The organism is Acidimicrobiia bacterium, from assembly GCA_029210695.1.
GTDB lineage: Bacteria > Actinomycetota > Acidimicrobiia > Spongiisociales > JAHEDJ01 > JAHEDJ01.
The window spans coordinates 84,058-106,668 of the sequence record JARGFH010000006.1; the positions used below are offsets into that span (position 1 = coordinate 84,058).

Genomic DNA, 22,611 nt, shown 5'->3' on the forward strand with positions numbered 1-22,611 from the left:
CCATACATTCCCAAATGAAACCTGCGACACAGAGTGGGACCCAGATCACTTCGTCGCGTCCTGTGCTGATGTGGGCATCGACGTCATCGCAGTCACTGACCACGACACGTGCGATCGCGTGGCTGACGTCGTGGCTGCCGCCGGCGACGTCGTCCACGTAGTTCCCGGTGTCGAACTCACTACTGACAGAGGGCACATCATCGCTCTTGGGCCCGGTGATGGGGGCCTGGCGATCGTCGAGGAGCTTCTCACCCGAGTAGGCGCGAGGCCCGGAGAGCAGGTCGATCTGCTTCGGCTGTTTGAGGCGCTCTCTGAGAATTGCAGCACTGGGCAGCCCTTCGCCTCGGCCATCGTGGTCATCGGAGCCCACGTCGATATGGACGGTCAGCTGCTCGGCTCTCCGAATTCGTTGAGTATCGAACGGCAACTTCGGTACGCCGGTCAGCTAGATGCTCTAGAGGTGGCCCGTGACGAGGTATTCGCCGAGTGGGTCCGCACTGGCGTGAAACAGGGACCGCACATGACCCTCCTGCGCGGTTCAGACGCTCATGATCCGGAAAACCGCAGAGATGTTGGGCAGTGGCTTTACCTTCCTGAGCTGTCGGCGGCGGCGTTCCATCACGCTCTGGCTCTGCCTGAGGCTTCCGTCAGGTACGAACAGCCCGATCCACCGCCAACATGGGTTATCGAGGCGGTCGAGTTTGACGGCGGCATGCACGAAGGGCATGTGTTCGCCTTCTGCGAACGAACCAACGCCGTCATCGGCCCACCAAACTCTGGGAAGTCGCTGCTCATCGACGCGCTGAAGTTCGCGTTCGGTATCGCCTGTGACCTAGACGAGGTCGAGGCCATCACGAAGAACCGAATGGCGAAGTGCCTACCGGCCGGGACGATCATATCCGTACGGCTACGCACAGCCGACGGACCGACCACTATCACGCGAACGGTGGGAGGTGCCGAAAGCCCCGACCCCCCATTTCAGCCGATTGTGTTCAGCCAGACTGAATTGACCCGACGTGCGCACGAGCCACGGCCGAGCATTCGACTGCTCGACGTGCACTGCCCCGATGCTGCCTCTATGAAGATCAGCCTATCGGAGGTACAAGGTGAGGTTGTCGATCTGTTCGTGAGGCTCGTCGCTGATGCCAAAGAGATCCGTCGTCTGGCCGGGCTCATCGGCAACACTGAGGATGGGCTGGCAGCAACGCGTAACCGGCTGCAGAACTTGGCCGGCACAGAGGAAGTCGCACAGACTGCCACGGCGACCTCCCGGGTTGGTCGGTGGCGCGCCAGCACACGGGAGCGCCTCGAAATGTGGCGTGATGAAGCCGAGCCACCAAGTCCGGACGTACCCCGAGTGCCTGACGGCGTTGCTGGCCACGAAACGCTGGCTCCGCTGGTCCCCGGCGATCGGCTCACCGCTGCCATTGAGGCCTATGAACGGGAGGCTCGCGAGCTGATAGCCCGCCACGCCGAGTTGATGCTGAGTTCACTGGATGAGAGATCAGCTGACTTCGAGGCCATGAGTCGGGACGTGGTGGCGAAGCTTGCCGAGGCCGGCTTCAGTGAAGGATCGGAAGTGGAGATCGAGCTGAAGCGACTCCGAGATCGTCTACACGAAATGGAGGAGCTGGATGAACAGCGTCGCGAACTCGAAGAGGCTCTGGACGCTGATCTTGTGAACCTTCGCAATCTCATCCAGCGTGCCGCGGAGCTGCGATCCGCGCTAACCCGGGTTCGCAAGGAGGCTTGCACCCGGGTCAATGCCTCGATGCGCACCTTCTTCGCCCTGATCGACGGCGAGGGCGCCGCGGGCCGTCTTGATGAGATTATCAATGATCTGAAGATCGGGACGTACATGCGGCCTGAGACCCGGAAGAAGATACGGGAGGAGCTTGACCGGCCAGCGCTACTTGAACAAGCAGTACGGCTCGCACAAGGTCGATTGACGGACACCGACGACGCATCGGACCAGGAGAGACTGGTTAGCCAAGCGATGGAGCGTGAGCGCCACCAGGATCTGGCGAGGCTTGCGACGACGTGGCCCGGAGACGGCCTTGATCTCCGAAAGAAGGGTGGCAGCGGCGCCGACACAGCGTCGTTCAATGAGCTGACGGAAGGGCTGCGCGCCCTGGCCATCAAGGAGATCTCGTTCGCGGCATCCGAGCTTCCGGTTGTCACGGACCAACCGGAGGACGCAGTCCCGACCCGCGCCGTCTATGACAGCCTTGTACCAACTCTGCGCGAGCAGCGTGCAATCAGACAATTCATCGTCGTCAGTCACGACGCCAACCTTGTAGTTGCCAGCGACATGGAAAGCGTGACGGCCTTGGAGGGAGCCGATGACGGAAGCCCGTACAGCGGATCCCTATTCGATCGCCGCATTCGGGACCTCGCTCTGGAGCACCTGGAAGGCGGAATCGAGGCGTTCGATCGCCGAGCCACGCGCTACGGACGACCTCTACCCGCGTGATGGAGGATCGTGCGGATTATGCATGCTGACCTGCGCTGGTTGCTTGCAGCTGATGAGACGTCTACTCGAAGTCAACGTGGCACCCAGCTCCATCGCCCTCTCCGGCTTCCGTACCAGGGCCGGAGGTGGAGACGAGCTGGGTGAAAGTTCCCGTAGACGAGGACACCGGTGCCGGTGTTAGAGCGGCGGAGGTCGGCGGTGGTGGCGAGGGGTCGATGCCGGGTGGATTCGGTGACGCTCTCTCGTCCGTCTGCGTTGCGGGTGCGGGAGTTCTCGAGGGTGGTTTCGTCGCCGATGAGTCGGCTGATGTAGTCGAGGGTTGGGGTGTCGGAGATGCCGGCGAGGACGACCTTGGCCCGGTGGTTGTTGATGACGGTTTGGGCGAAGGTGCCGTAGCGGGCCTGGATCTGGGCGAAGTCTTGCCAGACGGTGACGAGTTGGATCCCCACCCCGCGGGCGGTGGAGGCGAGTTGGGCGAGGTCGGGGAGGGGGGCGATGTTGGCGGCCTCGTCGATGACCAGCAGGAGGGGTTTGGTGAGTCGGCTGCTGGCCCGGTTGGCGCGGTCGTAGACCCGGGCGACTATCTGTTCGATGAGGGCGGTGAACAGTGGCCGGAGGCGGGCTTGTTCGTGGAGGGGCCCACAGATGTAGAGGGTGTGGTTGCCGCCGTCGAGGAGCCGGTCGGGGTCGATGATTGGTTGGCGGATCGTGGTGGCGAGGACTCCGGGGTCTGAGAAGGCGGCGAGGACGGTTTCGGCTGTGGTGTAGGCGGAGGACCGGGTGCGTTCTTCCCGGTTGATCGACGCGGCGAATGCTTGGAGGGCGTCGATCTCTTTCGCCTGGTGGAGGGCTTGGAGGGGTTCTTGTTCGTCTTGGAGGTCGACCCAGCGGATGACGTCGGCCATGCCGGCGCTGCTGGTGGCGGCGGCGTAGAGGAGGGGTGCGAGGAGTTTCTGGGCGACGGCGTACCAGAAGTCGGAGTCTTGGAGTCCGCCTCGTTCTCCGGCTCGGGCGGTGGAGGCGAGCCAGGCGGCCATGCGTAGGGCTCCCTGCCAGTCGTGGGCTGAGTGGAGCGGTGACCAGCCGGCGGAGGGTTCGTCTGTCGATCCGACCGGGTCGAATACCCAGGTTTCGCCGACGGAGCGACGCTGGTTGATGGTGTGTTCGAGGAGGTCGCCTTTGACGGAGGTGGCGATGACGGGTCCGTCCCATTCGAGGAGGGCGGGGATGGCGAAACCGGTGGTCTTTCCGGTGCCGGCTGGTCCGATCACGGCGACGGAGTGTTGGGCTTCGGTGGCGACGAGTCTTCGCTGGACGGTGCCGAGGGTGAGGCGTCCGGGTTGGGGTCTGCGGACGAGGAGAGGTTTGAGGTCGCCGGGTTTGGCCCATCGGGCGGAATCTCCATCTGACGAGTTTCGATGCCGGTCGTGCCAGCGGTAGCCGACCGCGCCGACGGCGGCCAGGACGGCGACGAGAACGGTGAGAGCGGCGTAATAGGGGAGCGGCGCCGGAAGCAGGTGGGTGACGGCGGGTGGCCAGGATTCGTTGGGTCTGGCCGGATTGGTGAGGAGTCTCCAAACGATGAGAGGGCCCTCGGAGAGAGGAACGGGCAGCCACGTGCCGCTCCAGAGACGGGCAGCGACCTGGCCGGCGGCCCACACCACCGCGCACGCCGCTACCACGGCGGCGGTGACGATGGTCAGAACCTTTTCGCCGTCGGGGTTGGCAGATGCCGGGTGGGTCATCGGCCGATGCCACCTTGCCGGGTCTCTCGGTGTGGCCGGCGGTGGTCGGTGTCGAGGGCGCGGAGGAGCGGGATTTGACAGGCGCCGCATCGGCAGGCACGCGGGGTGGGTTGGGTCCAGGCGTCGGGCCAGTAGGGGATCGTGGTGACACAGGGTGTGCAGAGGGCGTGGCTGCCGAGCAGCGGGATGAGCGTGTATTCGTCGTCGACGGGGATCTGGCTGTTACACAGGTCACAGATCCACAGGCTGTTGTCGTCGGGGACGCTGCTGATGATGACCACGCCGAGACGTTCCATCTCCTCGCGGATGCCGGCTTCGGCGGCGACACGGCGCCGGTAGGTCTCGCGGTGGGCGGCGGGTCGGACTATGAACCGCAACTCGTTCCGACACGGCTCGCAGAGACCCTGAGGTGTGAGGCGAGCCGACGTGTCGCAGCTTCGGCAGGTGTCGTTGGAGTTCATCGTTCGAGTCCTCGTCCGGTCGGGGTGTCGAGTGACCGATGCCGTGGGCTGTTGACGATTTCGGCGGTGAGGAGGAGGCCTGCGACGCGGTCGTCGGCTGCGAGTTGGTCCCATTGGTTGATGACGGTCGCGGCGAAGCCAGAAAGGGGATGTGACGAGGACTGGAGTGCTTGTGTGATCCGGTCCCTTTCGTCCGCCTCTAGGTGGAGGGATGGGTCGGTGATCCCTCGGTCTGGGTCGGTGAGGGCGGTGAGGGCGTTCCCGATCCGTTCCCTGGTGAGGATGTCGGTTGGGGCGGGATGACTTGGCATGGTGTGGCTCCTTTAGTGGGTGCAGCCGCTGGTGGCGGCGGTGACGGGGCTGAGTCCGATGCCGGTCCACCAGGCCTCGAGAGGTTCCTGGGGGCAGAGCAGGGCGCCGTTCGGGTTGCGGATCTGGAAGTGGAGGTGGGGGCTGGCCGAGTTGCCGGTGTTGCCCGACGTCATGATCAGTTGGCCTGCGGTCACTTCGGTTCCGGGTTGGACGGCGACCCCGGTGCCGTGGCAGTAGGTGTAGCGGTGGTTGTCGAGACCGGTGACGGTGACTCCCCAGCCGCATTTGCAGGTGGCGCACGGCCGGTAGACGCCTGTGACGGTGCCGGGGTGGGCGGCGTAGACCGGGGTGGATTCGGGGACACCAAGGTCGGAGGCGGGGTAGTCGTGGTGGCTGCGGCGGATCATCTCGACGGTGACCGAGTCGACCGGGAGGGGGAAGACGTAGACGCCGTCGGCGGTGATGGCACCTTGGGTGAACCGGAAGGTCCGGTAGTAGTCGACCCACCCGGTCACGGTGGCGACGTATTCGGCTGAATTGTTGTAGCGGCGTAATGCGGCTTCGAGGTCGGTCGGGTTGGTGTAGTCGCCGGGGCGGGTGAGACAGAGGTGAGCAACGGTGCCGAGGGAGGCGTCGAACACGTTGTGTGGGTCGGCGACGCCGTCACCGTTGCCGTCCTGTCCGTAGGCTCGCCATGAGCCGGGGAGGAACTGGGCTGGTCCGACGGCCCGGTCCCAGGTCGGGTCGCCGTCGAGTAGGCCATCGTCGGTGTCGGGTATGACGGCGGTACCGGGGTGGGAGCCGTCGAGGGTGATCCCATAGAGGGGAGGGGTCACCTGCCCGGAGGGGTCGACGGTGCGTCCACCGTGCGTGGCGTGGTTGGATTCGACCTTCCAGATCCCGGCGACGACCGGCCAGTCAACCACACAACCCTCTGCGACCGAGGCGGCGTTGGTTTCGGCGGCGATGTAGGCGGAGAACACCACCGGTGGGATGCCGAGAGCCCCACCAGCGGCGGCCGCCGGTGAGCCGGCGACCACAGCCGCGACCCCCAGCATCACGATGAGGATGACCAAGCCGAGCGGGGCGGTGACGATCCCAACGACGATGATGACCCGCCACAGGCCAGACCCGCGGTTGTGTTCAGCGAGTTTGTCGGCCAGTTTCTTCTTGGCGAGGTGGGTGGCGGCCTTGGCGACGAGTTGGAAGCTCATGCCGGGGTCCTCCTACTGGCCTGTTGCCATGCGGCGGCGGCGAGCCCTGGTGGCGGCTGGGGCTTCTTGTGGGGCAGGTTGGGGACTTCGGCGGCGGCTTCTCTGACGGTGTGGGTGACGCCGAGGCCGGTGAGACCGCCGGATTGGTAGGGACGGATCCAGGTGGCGCCGTGTGAGCCGCCGATGCGGTTGCCTTCGAGGCGGGCCAGGGTGGAGTCGGCGAACCGGGCGGAGATGTCGAGCAGCTGGCGTCGTCCAACGGCCATGACGGCCATGAAGAAGATCACCAGCAGGAACCTGGTCCACATACCGCCGGCCACACTCAACAGCCCGTTGAGGCCGGTGACCAGCAGCGCCAAGAAGACGCCCATCACGATTACGAGGGCGACCACCCGCACCAGGGCGGCCACCCAATGCCAGAGAAGTGACCGTCCTGCGCCGGGGAACAGCCCGGCGTACAGCGCGATGGGGAGGAGGGCGATGAGGAACAGGGCGAGGCCTTTGGCGACGACCAGGGTGAAGGCGGTGATGACGAACAGGGCGAGGGCGGCGGCGGCGACCACCAGGTAGAGCAGCGACCCGACCAGCCGGCTCACCGACGCTTCGGCGTTGAATGAGGCGTTGGTTTCGCAACCGGCGGCCTCCATGAGTTGGCGGGGGGTGTCGTCGAAGCTGTGAGGTCCAGACGCCAACGCCTGGTTACGAGCGTCGGCACATGAACCTGGGGGGAGGGGCTGGCCCCAGTTGATGGTGTCGTAGGGGTCCCGGACGAACCCGGCCATCAACGCCGCACCAACCCGGTCGGAGATGTCGCCTCCTTGGTCGGTGTCGGCGGCGAGGGAGACGATCTCAGCTGAGATCCCACCGGCAACCTGCATCGTTGCAGTGACTGCGCCGCCGAACCCCGACCCGGTAGAGATCGAGACGAGAACGGCGAACACGATGAGCGTCACCGCGAACTCTCCCGCACCCGCACCGACCCTCCCCCGCAGGAACTGGAAGCCCATGTACAGCGCGGAGACGACCAGGCCGAGGTGTGACAGTCGCATCGGCCCGAGCACCCGACCGTCGAGGAGGTCGGCGACGGTGGTGGCGGCGTCGGTCAACGCTGCTTCGATGACGAACCCGGCCGCGGTCTCCAACAGCCAGATCGCCACTGCCACCAGTAGCTTGGCGATCGAGAAGACCAGGTCGGTGGCGGTCCCGATCGTCACGCAGGCGACGTCGCCTACGAACCCGGCGTTGGAACAGCCGATGTCGTAGCGGCCGATCCCAACAATCCCATTCGTCTCGCTGGTGGGGTAGTCGGTGGGCGGGTACAGCTCCTCACCCAACTCGACGCCCGGGGCCGGTCCGGTTTGGGCGTGTGCGGGGGGTGCCGACACGATTCCGGCGACGACGACGACTGCGACCAGCCACATGAAAACCCATCCCCACCCGTCCAATACCTGTGACCGGCGACCGCGCCTGGCGGTGTCCTGGCCACGGGTCACGGCGCTTCCCCGCCGGCGACCGGCGCCGAATTCTGGTGGTGGTCGAGGGACGGCCAGGGTCCGACCGTCACCCGGCTGGCGCCGGGGGTGGTGGACAAGGCGTTGGTAACGTCGAGGTCGTCGGGTGCGGCGATCCGGACCAGTCCGAACCGTCCCGCCGGGTCACGCATCAAGCATTCACCGGTCCGGAGGGAGGTGACCGTTTCGACGTTGTCGTCACGGCCGTCCGAGCCGAGGAAACCGAGGGCGTCGGCGGCGGTTCCGGGGGACTGGCGAAACACGACCCGGTAGCCCAGCAGCGTGTCGATGTCGTCGGTGTCGGCCCCGCCGGTGAGGTCTGAGGGAAGCTGGCTGAACGCCCATACCGCTGCGAAGTGTTTGCGGCCGTCACGGATCAGGTCCATCACCAACCCGTGACCCTGCGCACTCGCAGTGAGAGCGTGGGCCTCGTCGAGGAGCAGGGCGGCGAACCGGTCGGGGTGCCGGAACAGCACCCGGCGGGAGAACGCGGCTACCAGGTAGAGGATCGCCTGACCCAACAGCTCCTCTGCCAACTGCTCATCCCGCGCTGCGTCTCGGCGGGGGAGGCGGAGGCCGGGGAGGTGGAAGCACACGTAGTCGCCGTTGAGGTCGACGGCCGGGCCCGGGTCGCCGAACACCAGCCGCCCATAGGAGATCTCCGAAAGGGCCCGAAGCTTGTCCGCCACCTCACCACCCGCACCCCCGGATGTTTCGAGGTGGTCGATCACGTCACGAAGACGGGCCGGGTCCCCGGTTTCGGCGGCTTGTTCCAGGGTGTGTTGTGCCGCCCGGTAGCACAGGGTGCCGGCGGTCGACCCGGGTGGGGTGGCGGTGAGCAGGGTGATGAACCCGACCCCGTAGCGGAGTCGCAGCTCGTCGGTGTCGAACACTACGAACGGGTCGAGACTCACGGTGGCGTCCGCTGAGATCTCCACCACCTGGCCGGTACCCGGAATCACCCCGGCGAGCTGGCTGTACTCACCCTGTTCGGTGCGGTCGACCACAACCACCTGGCCGCCCATCGCCACCGTGTTGAGAGCCAACGTTTTGGCCAGGTAACTCTTTCCCGAGCCGAGTTCGCCGATCGCGGCGAGCGAACCCGACCGGTTGAGATCCCGTGGCCCATAGGAAGGATCACAGAACACCGGGCGGGCGTTGAGCCCGTCGAGGGAGAACCCGAGGAGCATGCCACCGGGGTCGCCGACACCGGAGCCGGCGAACGGCATCGCCGACGCCAACCCGTCGGGCAGGAGGTCCTGGGCGTACTCCCGTACCACCGGTGAGACTGGTGCTCCGGGGAGCATGGCGGTGAAACAGGCCAGTTGGGCGCCGGTGGGTCGGTAGAAGTTGAACTCGGCCGCCCGAAACGCCGACTCCAGGATCGCCACCCTCCGTTCCACCTCGCCGAGGTTCCGGTGGGCGACGGCGACGATGGTGGTGGCCCGGAGTGCGGGGAGCGCCGGATTCGATTCGAGGCGGGCCCGATGCTCATCGACGGCGTCGGTGGCCGCTGCGAGGGTGGTGGCCGGCCCCGCCGGGTCGCCGCCCGGTTCGACAAGTTGGCCGACCAGGTTCCGTTTGGCTCGCAACGCTCGCCGCCGTGCGGTCTGGTTGTCGACCCGTTCGATCCGCACCGCCCAGTCGACCGGGTAGGGGAGTTGATCGTCGAGATGCCACAGCCACTCCCCGGACCCGTACGGGAAGGTCCATGCCGCAGGGGTCTCGGCCAGACACGAGAACGCTTGATGGCCGGTTCCGTAGTCTGGGTGTTCGACGGACAGGTACCGCCAATGAGATGGTCGTTCGGGGTCGGTGCGTCGGCCGCCCTCGTGGTAGACGGCGTCACGGTCCAACCTCACCACCGACACCCGATCCACGATGTGGTCATTGGGGAGGGGCGGGTCGACCAGCCCGCGCAACACCGCTCGTTGGTAGACCCAGCGTACCTCTGCTGGGTCGAGGGGCCGGAGACGCAGATGCTGGGACAACTGGTCCGCCAGAGACGCCGCTTGGGCCGCCGCCACTGCCACTCGACCTCGCCCGGCCGGCTGGGGAGCTGCACCAAACGTGGACCCGACCTGTGACGCCGCCGCCCGGACCCGATCCGTCATCCGCCGGCCGGCTCCGGTGTCGGGGAGTCCGACGGCGAGGAACCAGCGGCGTTCGTACACCGACTCCGAAGCGAGCCGACTCGCCGTCCGGCGCGCCGTGGCTGCCCAGCCGGGTGCTCGCCCCAGGTCATCACTGCCGCCGATCCGGCGTTCGAGTTCGTCACGGGAGAGGCTGTTGGCGATCGACAGGATCAGCGAATGAGTGGGCAGGGCCAGCAGGGCGGCGGTGGTACGGGCGTGGGTCTGTTGGGCGTCGCGAACCGAACGGTGTGGATACGGGAATGGCTCGGTCTCGAAACACGCCCAGACGGCCCCGTCGGCACCCCACACCAGATGACCGGTGATGCCGCGGACCGGAATCGGGTTACCCATCAGCCCGCCTCCCGCGGCTCGCTGGGACGGGTCCGATCACGACACCGACCTGATTGCCGCGGGTCGGTCGTGGTCGGAGGACGGGCGCGCCGTTGCGCAACCCATGTCGGGATGCTGGGGACAGGAGCACGGTGGCGACGCCGGCGGCCACCAGGAACGGGGAGCGGCCCTCGATCCTCCAATGCCTCACCGCCCACCCCGCCCCGGCAACCAGCACCGTGAATACCACCAGGTTCCCGACCGCTCCCAGGTGCGCCCACACTGGTCGGGCCACCAACAACAGCCCGCTCATTCCCGCCACTGCACCCAACTGCGAAGCCGACATCGCCCACGGGAGCCGCCACCCGGCGACATGGCCGATGATCACCGGATGACGCAGCGCCTGGGTGTACGAGGAGTAGACGTCGACGTCCATCGCCGGCACCTACACCGATCCGTCGAAGGTCACGACCACCGTTTGGGCGGCCGGTGCCAGGGCACCGACATCCTCGGCGACCTTGTTCTGCAGCCAGTCGGTGGCGTTGATGGCGAACAGGACGATGGCGGCCAGGATGATCACCCCGATCACCGCCGAAACGGTCCGCTTCACCAGCCACGACCACAAGATCATCCCGATGGCGATCAGCACCGCCGCCCCGATCGCAAGGCTGGTCAGGTTCCCGACCAGAGTCTCTGCTGTATCAATCATTGCTTTCTTCCTCTCAGTTGGTTTCCGACGATGCGAGTGGTGGTACCGCCAGCAGGTGGGAGACCTCCCAGCGGCCATCCCGCTGTTCGACCACCAGGGTGTATTCGAGAACCTGGGCCCGACCGGCACCGTCCGTCGCCCGGACCAAGACGGCCACCTCGGTGACACCGTCCGACGTTTCGACCAGCCCCGCTTCGAGGATCTCCACGCCGATGAACGGTGGTGGTCGGACCGCGACGATGGGCGAGGACGGGGACGTGTACCGGGCAAGCTCCCCATCACCGGCCACATAGGCCGCCAGGAAACGAACCAGCATCTCCTCCAGACCAGGGTTCGCGTCGAGCCCGCCGCGGCGATCAATCAACAACTCCGGGACAGGCGCCCCGGCGGGCGCCGGGATGAGTGAGGGGAGACCGACGATCGCCCATCCTGAGTCGGTTTCGGCGACGCCAACCGAGTAGAAGCGGGTCCCGACCGGAACCCACACTGGCTGTCCCTCGGAGTCGGCATCGGCGGCAACCACTTCGGCAGCCACCGTCACCGCGAAGTAGCCGGGAGCGACCTCCACCGCTCCCAGGCTCGTCGTTCTCGTGACCGACCACGATCCGGTCTCGACGCGTTTCGGTGAGTCGCCGTCGAGGAATGAGTTGGGGTCCTCAGCCGAGTCCTCACCGGCGGCGAGGTAGGCGGCGATGAACAACTCGGCGAAACCCTCCACCCCAGACGTGTCGGGCGGCACTTCTACGCCGGCCGCTACGCCGAGAGCATCAAGGCGGTCACCGATCGACGACACTTGGTTCGCCACCAGGAGAGCCGCCACAGGGCCGGAGATCACCAGCAGCCACAAGACGATGTGCACGACCCGAATGGTCAGAGTCGGGTTCCAGCTTCGACGCGAGCCGCCTTCGCCACCGAACACTCCTTCGCTCGCCGCGGGCGTCATCGGATCCCCCTCGACCGGTCCGCCCCACCGCGCCGCTGCGGGCGCCGTGAGATGGCTTCCCGACGCAGAGCCTCGACCCGGGCATCCTCGGCGCACCAATACGAATCCTCGAAGAACCCCACCACCCGACCCGCCAGTCGGCGGGACGGCAACATCCCACCAGTGTTCAGAAGGTCGTCAAGCAGATCACACCAGGTGTCCCATCCGACCCTGATCTGGGCCTCTAGCTCAGCATCGGTCAGGGTGCGAACGTCCCCCTCGTGCGCGATTTCGGGGTCGAGTCGCCCGTGGTTGGGTTGCGGTGGCGAAAAGGCTTCCATGGTCTCCTCCGTTGATTCGGTCATCTGGGTCGGTCGTGTTGGCCGGTTGTTGACGTAAGGGGCAGGCAGGGGAGCGCAACGCGACGCGCTACTGGGTGCCATGTGGGTCATCGGGCGAGGGTCAGGCTTTGGCGCACCCGACGCTCTGTCCGGAGACGGCGTTGGCGGAGCGTCTGCGGACTGACGTTCTCGGCGGCTGCCAGTTCGTCCATGGAGAAACCGGCAGCTCGGGTCATCACGACCAGGCGGGCCGCGTCCTCGCGAACAGCTCCGCGCTGTTGCACCCACTCGACCAGTTGGTCAAACCGCTGGGCTTCGGCCATGCCCTCTGTGGTGTCCGCGCCGGTATCGAGGCCGGAGTAGTCGTCGACGAATGTGACCGGCTCCGTTCGGGCGCGGACCGCCGACCGCAGAACCCGGCGTCTCGTGTTCGTGTAGATCCGGAAGCTCGGTGGCGTACCAGCTGGCTCAGTGGCACACCAAGAGATCACGTCCAACGCCGCGGCCACTATGCGGGCGGCGCGCTCCTCAACGTCCCAGCCACGGATGCCGTTCACCAAGCTCTTCAACCCCGGAAGCACCACCTGAAGCGCGATCCGTTTGGCCAGGGCGTCGTCAGAGGCTCGTTCGAGCAGGGCGGTAAGGACCTGATCTCGCTCCGCCCAGCTCGCCACGTCACGCCGCTGCGCGGCGGCCACGAGCTGGTCGCCGTCATCGAACGAAAGCCGATGGTCCTGGGCTTCCCAGGCCCGAAGACGATCCCTCAACAGTCGCGAAGGTGCAAGCACACGCCACTCAGCATCAAGCCGGCGAACCAACTCGCTGTCAGCCGCCCTCGTCGGGGGTCTTGGACCCACCGCCTGCTCCTCTCGTGCGCTCACGAGGTGGAGCGTCCGCGCGGACCCTGTCAGCCGAGTGTCAGCAGCCCTCTCATACGAGTGTTACGTTCCGAAACTGGTCATTCAGGATCTGATCAAGAAATGGGCGGCCTGATGACCTGTCCGACCTGAGCGGATCCTCCCAGCTCGTCGAACGTCAGGAGCGTCGGCATAAGAGAGCGCCCGCTGTTCGGATGCTGTTCCGATCAGCAGACGCAGTCCAAGCGACGAATCCGGCCGAATAGCCTTCGGGTTCCGGACGCGTCCGTGGTCGCACGTCCGATGGCGGTCCGCACGCTGCGTGTAGCACAAACGATTGGCAACGCCGCAAGGCATCGGGCGGTAGAGTTGCCAGATGCCACCCCAACGACGCCCCGAGATCGCCGCGCTTCGAGTGCGTCAGTGGCTCTCAGCGTGGGACGAGGTCCTGTTCGACCCTGCTCAACATCGTCGCCGGCCTCCGGATTCGTTCTTCGTCTTGTCCATGCAGGCCACACAGTTGAGAGCACTCTGCGACATCCGGCGTCGAACAACCCGGGGGCAGCGAGCCAGAAAGACTGATCTTGGCATTCAACGTCGACACAACGAGGAGCACAGCCACGTTGTCGATGTCCAATGCCAGCCATTTCGCCCGGTGCTGGCGTGTACGCTCGGGTGAGCGTCTCGTGCTAGGGACCGTGTCCGCTCTCGATTCGTTCGAAGTCATCATGCACACGAGAGTGGGGGGCAATTCGACATGTGAGGGCTTCGCCGGAACTCGCTTGGTGCGACCCGCGTGGATCGTGGTGGTATCGGAAGGGTCCTCAACAGCCGACACCCTCGCTGGCGATCTCGCAGCCGCGCTGCGCACCGAGTTTCTCACCTTGCAACCTGTCGCCGCTCAACCGCGTGTTCCCTGCGGCGGGGTCATGCGTGAGCTTCATTGCGGGGCCGAGGGCGAGTGGGACTGCCTTCGACTGTTGGTCTGGGTCGGGGCTACCACCCCGGATGTCAGCGCTGTGCTGGAGCTTACAGACTGGCTGGGAAGGCCGGGCCGGTACGCGGTACTGCCCGTCCTCAAATCCGGCCTCGATCCATACGCCGTGCTCCCGCCTTCGATTCAACACCTGAATGCTTCACGCTTCGACGCCAATATCGGCGAGTCAGTCCTCGATGTACTTGGGGCCGCCGGCATAGCACCCACCGAGAACAGGGTGTTCATCAGCTACAAGACGGAGGATGGTTCGTCCCTCGCCGACAGCGTCTTCGATGCGCTCGCGCACGCTGGGTTCGATGTCTTCCTGGATCGCTTCCGCCTTGACCCAGGCGTGGACTTCGAGGTTCGCCTGTTTGAGGAACTGGCGGATAAGGCAATGGTGGTTGTTGTCGAGTCACCGCTCATCGCCACGTCGCCCTGGGTACGCATGGAGGTTGGCTTCAGCGCAAAGCACCTGCTTGGGCTGTTGGCATTGCACGCTCCCGACGCTGGCTATGCGCCGGTTCCGAGCCGTCAGCGGTTGACGTTGAGCAAAGGCGAGGTGCGGGGTTCGTTTGTTCATCGGGATCTCCATCTGACCAAGCAGGGCAGGGCCCAGGTTGTCGATCGTGTACGCACCGCGCACGCGGCCGCCATCAACCGCCGGGAGCGGCTTCTACGCCTCTCCGCCCTGTGGTCGTTGATCTCGTCGGGGGTTGTACCGGCGGATATTCACCTATCCGCCGAAGGGCTTGATGTGACCTCGATATCTCGATCATATGCGATCAGCCTTTCGCCGAGACCTGCCCAGCTCGAGCAGTTCTACCGGACGGAGCGCCGTGTCGCCGGTTCGGGACGTGATCCCGCCGTTGTCAGTCCTGTCGCTGGACTCGGTGGCGGGCGCCGAAGCAAGCTCGGCTGGCTCGCGGAGAAGGCCGACGTGAGCCACTTCGATGTCACGGGCTTGAGTGAACTCGCTGATCTGATCGCGGCCGGGAGCAAGCTGTGACCGTCTACTGGCGACCCTGGGACCCCGAGGAAGGCAAGCTACATGGCGCGAGTGTGTTCCTGGCGGCTTCACCCGACGACGATTCAGAATTCCTTGAGGAAGCCATCATCAGCCTTGTCCGGGCCGTCTTCGCGGGCGGCGGCCGCTTGGCAGTAGGAGCTGAACCCTCGCTCGTGGCTTTGGCGGGACTGATTGCAGCCGAATACATGCCCTCCAGGTACGTGGAAACCGGCGAGCGACCCAGAACGGGCGCGGGAATGCTCACTGTCTATGCCGACCGCTGGCTCGAAGCCGGGGCGGAGATGCAGGTATTCGACCTCTTTGAGTCGATCGGCGCGGCGACCTTCTTTGTCTGGTCCGGCGAGCAGAGGAGCTTCGTCCCGAGACGACGCGCCGCGGAAAGCGGTAGGGAATGGTCACCGGGCAGCATTCGTGACGCCGTCCGCCATGCGCTGCCGTGGGCAACTGTGGCCTTTGGGGCGAGCGAACCTGTTGTGGCCCAGGCTATGGAATTCGAGGGCCCGATCTTCGTTGTAATGCCGCCGACCGCACAGCAACCCTTCCCGATTGAACAGGCAGTCGACCTAACCGAGCGGTACGCCATGGACGATACCTCCACGAAGGTAAGCGCGATCCTCGAACGGTTCGCCATGCTCGACGCCGACGAGCGGCAGCGCCCAGGGCGTGACTGGATCAGCGACTCGACCGACATCCCTGGGGGGCGCGTCCCTCTCGCCTTCATCATGCAGCGCTTCGTCGCCTACCTCGGGCAACGGGACGCCCTTTGAGCCGCTGTTGGGCGTCGCGCTGAGTTCGGAGGGGCTAGCCAGCAGAAGTCTCGCTGGATGGGAGACAATCAGGAACTGCCAGCTCCGCCGGGCTGACACGGGTGCGGGTTGTGTTGCGAACCACGCTCTATCCGAAAGGCGTAAGGGTCAACACGGACTGTTGTTCTTCCTGAGATCGGACGTCGAACCGCTCACAGGATCGCGGTGGTCACGACGCCAGATCGCGTCCTCCACCCACTGAGCGAGCGTCGCCCCCGACGATGGGTGGCGGTGGTAGGAGGCGTAGCCTTCTTCCCGGCCACTTTGGCTCTTGTAGTCGCGGTTCATCGCAAGACGAGGTGGGAGGTCGATGTCGCTTCGACCGTCGATGCTCGGGAGCTGTACCGCTAGAAGTCCGCCGCGGGGGTCCTTGGGGTTGTCCCGCAGGGTTGCAGCGACCTCCCAGTCGACGTATCTCCTTGCCCAGGTGCACTGGCCGATGAGGGCGATCGTCGTGGAGGTCCCAGTGATGTAGTTCTCGCGGATTCGCCGCAATACGTAGTCCGTGTCGTTGCTGTCGATGAAGTCGTCCTCGTCGGATACTCCGATCGCGCGTAGCTCGTTGAAGTTCTCCTCGAAGGAGTCGATGAAGGTCTCCACCTCGGCCTGGTCGCCATGGTGATAGGTGAGGAAGACACTTCGCTCAACCATCGGGCCTTCTTTCAATCAGAGTGACCTGGTTTCACCTTAGATCACGTGAGCTATCGCCAGTCGAGCGGTTCACCAGCGATTCCCTCGCCGGCCTTTGACCTAAGCCATGTCGTGAAGGCTTCGCGTAGGTCGTCCGGGAAGTTGCGCCGGTAGCCGCGCACGCTGCTAGAGACGTTGTCGCCGTCCCAATCGCGGAACTCAGCTGGGATGTCGATGGCTCGATCCCCGTAGTACACGAAATTCTCGGAGATCAGGACGCGCGGAGCGCTCGTGTCCCGCCTGACGTGATCCATGTTGGGGGTGCCATCTTCAAGGCTGTGCCGACCGTCTTCCTGAGTCCAGGATTTTCCGTCGGGCGTGCGGTGGTAGATGTTGTCGCCGTACCGCTGCTTCAGGCTGCCAACACGATTCGGCTTCTTTCGCTCGAACCTGGGGTCGCTCCAGTATTCGTCGTACGAGACCGCCTCGTCGACCCGCATAGCGAACACCAGGAGGCCCTTCTGGCCTTTTTGCCTTGAGCCGATACCCGCGACCCAGTCACCTGGCTTTGCGGCCCGCCGGATCCCGGGCTTACACGTGGCGAGCGTGCACACGCCATGGAAAGGATTGGGTGCGAAGCCAATGTCGTAGCGCACGACGTAGGTGAACAGATCGGCCACCAGCTAGCAGCCGACGCGGTTGACGGGCTGGGGTGACCGGGGCGTACCGCTCGAGTCTTCGAACGCCCGCGCGCCGTCGAAGGCATCGAGAATGCTGTCCGAGTTCCAGCCAACAATCGCGTCCGCGTACCTCTCGAGGGGTTCCGGAACCTCGCAGCCGGCGGACCCAGGCGCCCAGACGCCGATTATCGGCTTGTCGAGCTGGTTGGCGTACTCGACCTCCCAGTCGACCCAGTCGTGGTTCTTCGTGTCCGGCGTGATGAGCACGACGACCTTGCCGGCCCATCGGATTCCAGGTGCGAGGATCTGGGTCTTGATATAGTCGGGGTCGCGTGCCTCGTTGGGGTTGTCGCTCGTGATGGAGGCGTCGCGGATCTGTACGCCCTTGCCGTCCAGCAACTCCTTGAAGTCGGCAACACGCGCGTCGTCCTCATGGCGATGGCTGATGAACACGTTGTGGGCTTCGCTCATGAGGCGGCCTCCTGGGACTCTTCAACCGCAACTCTACGGAATGGGTGTGACAGAACTTGTACGATGGTGGCATGCTCCCCCCGATTCTCGAGATCTATTTGGTCTGGCACCCAAGCGACACGGAGGGCGAGACGATCCTCGGTTGGCTGCTGGAGCACTTTCACGGGACTCCGTACGCTGGACTGATCGGGGGAGCTGTCGAGGTGTACGCGCGCTCCGCGCCTTGGGCACCGGGCTCGGATGCCCCAAGACCACTGCCCTGCGACACGCCGCTGCCATACGACCTGCCGTCCGCCCGGGTGACGGCCATCGTTCCGATCATTGGCACGCGCCTCGCCCGGGCGGTCGACGACGAGTCCTCAGACTGGCGCCGCTACCTCGAAACCATGCGAGCGGCAGCCGATGCCCCTGGCAATCCGGTCGGAGTCTTCCCCCTCCGACTGCACGGGACTGCTGACGGGGCCATTGGACAGCTACTCGGTGACTTGCAGGAGCTCAATCGGGCGAGCGCCGAAGATCGTGGCACCCTCTGTCGCGAGCTCTCGCAGGCAATTGCTCAACTTGTCAACGACCCCTTTGGGAACCGGCTGACGGTGTTCATCAGTCACACCAAGCGGCATTCGCCAGACGAGGAACCCGACTACGTCGATGACCTCGTGACCCGGGTCCGGAGCATGATCTCGAATACGCATCTGCGTGCCTACTTCGACGCTGCCGACGTTCAAGCCGGGTCCGACTGGGATCACGAGCTCCGGTCAAACGCCGCTTCGAACGCGCTGCTCGCGATACGCACCGACCTTTACGCCGGGCGTGAGTGGTGCCAGCGCGAGTTTCTTATCGCCAAGCAAGCGGGAATGCCAATCGTGACTCTCAACGCGGTCCGCCGATCCGAAGAACGTGGGTCTTTCCTCATGGATCATGTACCGATAGTGGGCTACGACCACCGAGACGACGACGCAAGCGCGCACAGCATCGAAGAAGCACTGAACCTGCTGGTTGACGGAGCACTGCGGCGAGCGGTCTGGGGCCTTCAAGAGGCGGAACTCAGTTCACGAGGAGTCGACTGGGCTCCGCTGCACGCACCAGAGCCCGCGACGATTATCCCCTGGCTGCTCGCCAACAAGGAGCGCGCAATGGCAGATGGTCGAATACTTATCATGCACCCAGACCCACCCCTTGGACCGGACGAAAATGGCGTCATCGATCAGTTGTTCCAGGTAGCAGGAGTCAAAGCTCCGATAGACGTCGTCACGCCGCGGACCTATGCAAGCAGGGGAGGAGGAGAGCTCTGATGTCGACGTCGGAGCTGATTTCGAGAGACGCCCTGGTCGGCATGCGGGTCGGCATCTCCGTCTCAGATAGTGGCGATCTCCCGCGACTCGGCCTGTCCACGGCCCATGCAGAGATCGCAGTCGGGGAGATCGCTCGCGCTGTACTGATTGCTGGGGGCTCACTTGTCTATGGGGGCAGGATCAAGCCTTCGGGGTTCACGCAGTATCTAATGCACGAGGTGCGCCGCTACGGTCGCGACCGGGATGTTCTAACACTGTGCCTGGCAGCGCCCGAGCATCGAAAGCTCTCTCGCGATGAGCTCGATGCGACCGATCGGGAACTCGGAACAAAGGGTCGGGTCGTCTGCCTTGATGAAGATGGCAGCGAAGTCGAGGACATTCTCAGGTCGAAGCCGGTGGAGCCTGATCCTCTCGAGGACGGTCTCGCAGCACAGGCGTACAGCGCAATGCGGACCTTCATGGGCACGATTACGGACGCGAGAGTTCTCCTCGGTGGAAGCCTCGCGGACTTCGCTGGAAGGATGCCTGGGATCATCGAGGAGGCGGTCGTCGCCGTCGAAGCTCGACAGCGACTCCTCGTCTCAGCTGGCTTTGGTGGCGCAGCCGCGCTAGTTGCGCGTGAGCTCCAGATCGACGGCCTTCGATGGGCACCTCGGGATTTCCCGCGGCAACCCGCCGATGAGCGAATCGACCATGCGCTTGAGCTGCTGGGCGAAACAGCCACAGCACTTGATTGGGACCCGACCTCGGCTGGGCTTGACCAAGAAGAACTCCGGCGGCTCTCAGCTTCACATCGCGCCGGCGAGATCGCATCGCTGGTGGTGGCAGGTCTCTCTCGAGCATCGAGCTAGCGGTGCCCGGATCACTGGGCTCAGACGCGTCGGCCATTACGGTGTGACGATGGCCTTCGACGGGAAATCGATCTATTGGCAGTCGCCTGCTGGGCCGCCGACAGTGACCAAGGGTTTCGCCTGCTATTGGTCATTCGCGGCGGAACGACAGCAGGTGTACTACCGCCGGCTGGCCGGATGCAGTGAACCGCTGACCAAGAACCCCGTGATCGCGGCCAACCGTTTCACCAACGCCTACAGGGCATCGGACCGAGTCAGCCAGCACCTCATCACCCACGTCCAATACCGCGATGAGTGGGACTGGCTGGACACATTCGTTCGAACCCTGATCTTCAAGATCTTCAACCGCATTGACACCTGGCAGCACATCGTACAAGAGATCGGCGAGCCAGACTGGGCGGCTCTCCGAGACGGGCACGTAGCGAGAGCGGTTGGGTCAATCGCCGGAAAGAGGCCGGTCTATTCGGCGGCGTACATTATGCCCCCGCCCCGCTCCGCTTCTGGACCGAAGTATGTCCGCCACCTGGAGCTCGTTCGGCGGATGGTGCTGGACGGCGCGCCTGGTGATGTGCAGTCGGCCCGATCCATGGCGGACGCATATCTGGTCCTCCGTCGGTACGAATCAATTGGCAACTTTCTCGCCTACCAGTTCGTCACTGATCTGAACTACTCGGACCACCTGTCGTTTTCCGAGTCGGAATTTGTCGTACCCGGGCCCGGTGCCGTCAGAGGGCTGCGCAAGTGTTTCTCAGACTCTGGGGGATTGTCGGATGACGATCTCCTTCGATGGACGTGGGAGCGCCAAGAGAGTGAGTTCTCCGCTAGGGGCCTAGTGTGGGACGGCTTGTGGGGAAGGCACCTTCAGCTCATTGATGTTCAGAACCTGTTCTGCGAGGTCGACAAATACACGCGGGTGGCCCTCCCGGAGCTCACGCGCTACGCGCCCGGGAAGAAGATCAAGCAGCGGTACCGCCCCGCGCCGGGGCCGCTCACTGCTTGGTTCCCGCCGAAGTGGGGACTCAACGAGGCAGTCGACACAGGGAGGCTGGGTGTTGGGTGACCGAGTTCGGGTGACGCCGTGGCTCAGCTTTCGCTCCTCTGCGCCAGCTCAGTCGGCGATTCGGAGTTCGCGAGTGTCTAGGTCACACTCGACGACTCCGCCGCGAGCCTCTAGCAGCCGGGGGAAGATCGCGAACGCTTGGGCGTATGCGGTCCGCCACGCGACAACCGGCTGGCTCGCCACTTCAAGTCCGCGAACCGTTCGTTGCACATGTTTGAACAGATCCCAGCCAATGGCATCAGGCGTGAAGTCGAACGGCTCGAGGTAGTTGAACACGAACGCCGCAAGGCCCTCTTCGATGGCAATCGCGCGAGCACCGTCTTCAACCCTGTCGAGATCGCCCACGTCCTTCCGCTTTGCGCCCATGAGTGCTCTCAGGACTGGGGACCATCCGAGGACAGTTGCATGTGCGAGGTGGATTATGTCGTGGTAGCGGTAGCCGTCGCCAGCGGCGGCGTTGTCGTCAAGCACATCACCTAGTTGAACCGTGGCCTTGCGCTCACGCTCGCGCGCGACCCGCTCGGCGAGGTCACCCTCGGGGATCATACGAACGAGGGGGATATCGCCCGACCGGTCTTCCTCGAACCGGACTGTCATCCGCCTGAGCAGCTTCTGACGCTCGTGAGGATGGTCGTCGTACTCGGGAAGGGGTGGCATCGAAGCCGACCAGAGCGCGTCGGCCTTAGTGAGATTCTGCTGGGCGACCGCCGCCAGATCGATGTCGAGCCGTCGGGCAACAAGGGCGATGTACCACAGGAGGTCTCCGAGTTCCTCGCCCACGCGCTCCTGCAGGCCGGGTAGCGGGCCCCCGTCGCGGAACCACTTCTTGGCCTCGGACACAACCGAACCCGCCTCGCCAGAGATCCCGAATAGGCCGATCCGGATGGCCTCCTCGTCGGTCCCGAGGTTGTCGGTAGCGGACGCTCGTTCGACGTAGTCCTGAAAATCCATCTCAACTTTCCCATTCCCGAACACCGCAGCGATGAATGTCGCTGGTGCCTGGGCATGCTTGCCGGGCATCCCATGTTGGCAGGTCGGATCGTGCTTCATCCGTTTCGGCTTGACGCGGTGCACGACCGACTGAGCCCGACGCACGAGACGATGGCTCACTGTAGCTCAGCATGCGGTCACCTCTCCGAGAACACGAGGTCACCGAATGTAGCGGCCGCGTTGGCCCGCAGCCGGGAAGGACATGTTGGTAGATCCGCATGGTGAAGGCGCCGCTGAGCGACCAAGGCGCCCGCTCACCACCTTGGGAGGGACGCCCTCTTTGAGCAGGAGAATGGCGTGCGTGTGTGTCAGGTCGTGGAGCCTGATTCGGGGTAGGTCCATCTTGGCCATGAACCGCTCGAAGGTCTGTGAGAAGTAGTCGGGGTGTCGACGTCGGTGGCCGTGTTGAAGTGGATCGCGCAGAGGGCCAGGACCACCACGAGGCGGACTCGTTGCAGCCGGGCGAGTCCGTGCATGTCGCTGTCGGCTTCTCGCTGGCGTCACCAGGGCCAGAGGATTCGCGGTATCGACTCACGTGGGTCGACGGTCGCCGTGAACAGTCCGAAGAGAAGCAAGTTCCGTTGACGTGACCGCTCGCTGCACATCTTCACGTCGTCTGCTCCATACCGCGTCCATACCGCGAGAGGGTGGGATGGAAGGGGAAACGACGCGAAACGTTGAGAGGCAAAAACCCAGTCAGGACAGGCGTTTCGGGCGATTTCCTCGGTCAGGGTAACTCCCACAATCGGGCTCATAACCCGAAGGTCGTAGGTTCAAATCCTACCCCCGCTACTAGCAAAGGCCCTGGTCAGAGC

22 protein-coding genes and 1 tRNA gene are annotated in these 22,611 nt (G+C 64.8%); 8 read left to right on the plus strand and 15 right to left on the minus strand.

What is annotated here, in order from left to right; genetic code table 11:
* Positions 1 to 118: 118 nt before the first annotated feature.
* A complete protein-coding gene (locus P1T08_03385) occupies positions 119 to 2,473 on the plus strand; it encodes a hypothetical protein (protein MDF1595135.1) in 2,355 nt (784 codons plus the stop codon).
* Between the two features lie 71 nt (positions 2,474 to 2,544).
* Here the strand turns inward: P1T08_03385 and P1T08_03390 are convergent, their stop codons facing one another.
* The 11 genes from P1T08_03390 to P1T08_03440 all read right to left on the minus strand — a co-directional run bounded on the left by P1T08_03390 (position 2,545) and on the right by P1T08_03440 (position 12,920).
* The gene (locus tag P1T08_03390) at positions 2,545 to 4,218 is read right to left on the minus strand and encodes a type IV secretory system conjugative DNA transfer family protein (protein ID MDF1595136.1); all 1,674 of its coding nucleotides are present in this window, start codon (positions 4,216 to 4,218) and stop codon (positions 2,545 to 2,547) included.
* On the minus strand, positions 4,215 to 4,679 hold the full coding sequence (locus P1T08_03395; protein MDF1595137.1) for a hypothetical protein: 465 nt from the start codon (positions 4,677 to 4,679) through the stop codon (positions 4,215 to 4,217). The genes P1T08_03390 and P1T08_03395 overlap by 4 nt, the downstream gene beginning before the upstream one ends.
* On the minus strand, positions 4,676 to 4,990 hold the full coding sequence (locus tag P1T08_03400; protein ID MDF1595138.1) for a hypothetical protein: 315 nt from the start codon (positions 4,988 to 4,990) through the stop codon (positions 4,676 to 4,678). Before P1T08_03400 ends, P1T08_03395 begins: the two co-directional genes overlap by 4 nt.
* Positions 4,991 to 5,002: 12 nt before the next feature.
* On the minus strand, positions 5,003 to 6,205 hold the full coding sequence (locus P1T08_03405; protein MDF1595139.1) for a peptidoglycan DD-metalloendopeptidase family protein: 1,203 nt from the start codon (positions 6,203 to 6,205) through the stop codon (positions 5,003 to 5,005).
* Entirely contained in the window at positions 6,202 to 7,698 is a 1,497-nt protein-coding gene (locus P1T08_03410; protein MDF1595140.1) for a type IV secretion system protein, read from the minus strand. Before P1T08_03410 ends, P1T08_03405 begins: the two co-directional genes overlap by 4 nt.
* Positions 7,695 to 10,202, minus strand: a complete 2,508-nt coding sequence (locus tag P1T08_03415; protein ID MDF1595141.1) for an ATP-binding protein — start codon at positions 10,200 to 10,202, stop codon at positions 7,695 to 7,697. Before P1T08_03415 ends, P1T08_03410 begins: the two co-directional genes overlap by 4 nt.
* On the minus strand, positions 10,195 to 10,617 hold the full coding sequence (locus tag P1T08_03420; protein MDF1595142.1) for a hypothetical protein: 423 nt from the start codon (positions 10,615 to 10,617) through the stop codon (positions 10,195 to 10,197). Before P1T08_03420 ends, P1T08_03415 begins: the two co-directional genes overlap by 8 nt.
* A gap of 9 nt (positions 10,618 to 10,626) precedes the next feature.
* Positions 10,627 to 10,890, minus strand: a complete 264-nt coding sequence (locus P1T08_03425; protein ID MDF1595143.1) for a hypothetical protein — start codon at positions 10,888 to 10,890, stop codon at positions 10,627 to 10,629.
* 13 nt (positions 10,891 to 10,903) lie between these two features.
* Positions 10,904 to 11,833 (minus strand): conjugal transfer protein, encoded by a 930-nt coding sequence (locus tag P1T08_03430; protein ID MDF1595144.1) that lies wholly within the window; start codon positions 11,831 to 11,833, stop codon positions 10,904 to 10,906.
* Positions 11,830 to 12,177 (minus strand): hypothetical protein, encoded by a 348-nt coding sequence (locus P1T08_03435; protein MDF1595145.1) that lies wholly within the window; start codon positions 12,175 to 12,177, stop codon positions 11,830 to 11,832. Before P1T08_03435 ends, P1T08_03430 begins: the two co-directional genes overlap by 4 nt.
* A gap of 83 nt (positions 12,178 to 12,260) precedes the next feature.
* Complete coding sequence (locus tag P1T08_03440; protein MDF1595146.1) at positions 12,261 to 12,920, minus strand: hypothetical protein; 660 nt, start codon at positions 12,918 to 12,920, stop codon at positions 12,261 to 12,263.
* Positions 12,921 to 13,386: 466 nt separating this feature from the next.
* Between P1T08_03440 and P1T08_03445 the strand changes: the two genes are divergently transcribed.
* From P1T08_03445 to P1T08_03455, 3 genes are all read left to right on the plus strand, one after another.
* Complete coding sequence (locus tag P1T08_03445) at positions 13,387 to 13,689, plus strand: hypothetical protein (GenBank protein MDF1595147.1); 303 nt, start codon at positions 13,387 to 13,389, stop codon at positions 13,687 to 13,689.
* A gap of 250 nt (positions 13,690 to 13,939) precedes the next feature.
* Positions 13,940 to 14,995 (plus strand): toll/interleukin-1 receptor domain-containing protein, encoded by a 1,056-nt coding sequence (locus P1T08_03450; protein MDF1595148.1) that lies wholly within the window; start codon positions 13,940 to 13,942, stop codon positions 14,993 to 14,995.
* The gene (locus P1T08_03455) at positions 14,992 to 15,783 is read left to right on the plus strand and encodes a hypothetical protein (GenBank protein ID MDF1595149.1); all 792 of its coding nucleotides are present in this window, start codon (positions 14,992 to 14,994) and stop codon (positions 15,781 to 15,783) included. The genes P1T08_03450 and P1T08_03455 overlap by 4 nt, the downstream gene beginning before the upstream one ends.
* A gap of 147 nt (positions 15,784 to 15,930) precedes the next feature.
* On the opposite strand, the gene P1T08_03460 is transcribed toward P1T08_03455, so the two are convergent.
* From P1T08_03460 to P1T08_03470, 3 genes are read right to left on the minus strand one after another with little or no spacing between them, the layout of a single operon-like run.
* Positions 15,931 to 16,473 (minus strand): TIR domain-containing protein, encoded by a 543-nt coding sequence (locus P1T08_03460; protein MDF1595150.1) that lies wholly within the window; start codon positions 16,471 to 16,473, stop codon positions 15,931 to 15,933.
* A gap of 50 nt (positions 16,474 to 16,523) precedes the next feature.
* Entirely contained in the window at positions 16,524 to 17,132 is a 609-nt protein-coding gene (locus tag P1T08_03465; GenBank protein ID MDF1595151.1) for a hypothetical protein, read from the minus strand.
* Between the two features lie 3 nt (positions 17,133 to 17,135).
* Positions 17,136 to 17,603: a TIR domain-containing protein gene (locus tag P1T08_03470; GenBank protein ID MDF1595152.1), complete on the minus strand. Its 468-nt coding sequence runs from the start codon at positions 17,601 to 17,603 to the stop codon at positions 17,136 to 17,138.
* 71 nt (positions 17,604 to 17,674) lie between these two features.
* On the opposite strand from P1T08_03470, the gene P1T08_03475 reads away from it, so the two are divergent.
* The 3 genes from P1T08_03475 to P1T08_03485 are packed head-to-tail and all read left to right on the plus strand — an operon-like array spanning position 17,675 to position 20,806.
* Entirely contained in the window at positions 17,675 to 18,895 is a 1,221-nt protein-coding gene (locus tag P1T08_03475) for a toll/interleukin-1 receptor domain-containing protein (protein ID MDF1595153.1), read from the plus strand.
* The gene (locus tag P1T08_03480; protein MDF1595154.1) at positions 18,895 to 19,746 is read left to right on the plus strand and encodes a hypothetical protein; all 852 of its coding nucleotides are present in this window, start codon (positions 18,895 to 18,897) and stop codon (positions 19,744 to 19,746) included. Before P1T08_03475 ends, P1T08_03480 begins: the two co-directional genes overlap by 1 nt.
* Before the next feature lie 49 nt (positions 19,747 to 19,795).
* Entirely contained in the window at positions 19,796 to 20,806 is a 1,011-nt protein-coding gene (locus P1T08_03485) for a putative DNA base hypermodification protein (protein MDF1595155.1), read from the plus strand.
* 48 nt (positions 20,807 to 20,854) lie between these two features.
* Here P1T08_03485 and P1T08_03490 read toward each other — a convergent pair whose 3' ends face one another.
* Positions 20,855 to 21,916 (minus strand): MazG nucleotide pyrophosphohydrolase domain-containing protein, encoded by a 1,062-nt coding sequence (locus P1T08_03490; GenBank protein MDF1595156.1) that lies wholly within the window; start codon positions 21,914 to 21,916, stop codon positions 20,855 to 20,857.
* A gap of 606 nt (positions 21,917 to 22,522) precedes the next feature.
* Between P1T08_03490 and P1T08_03495 the strand changes: the two genes are divergently transcribed.
* Positions 22,523 to 22,588: transfer RNA gene (locus P1T08_03495), tRNA-Leu, on the plus strand.
* Positions 22,589 to 22,611 lie beyond the last annotated feature (23 nt).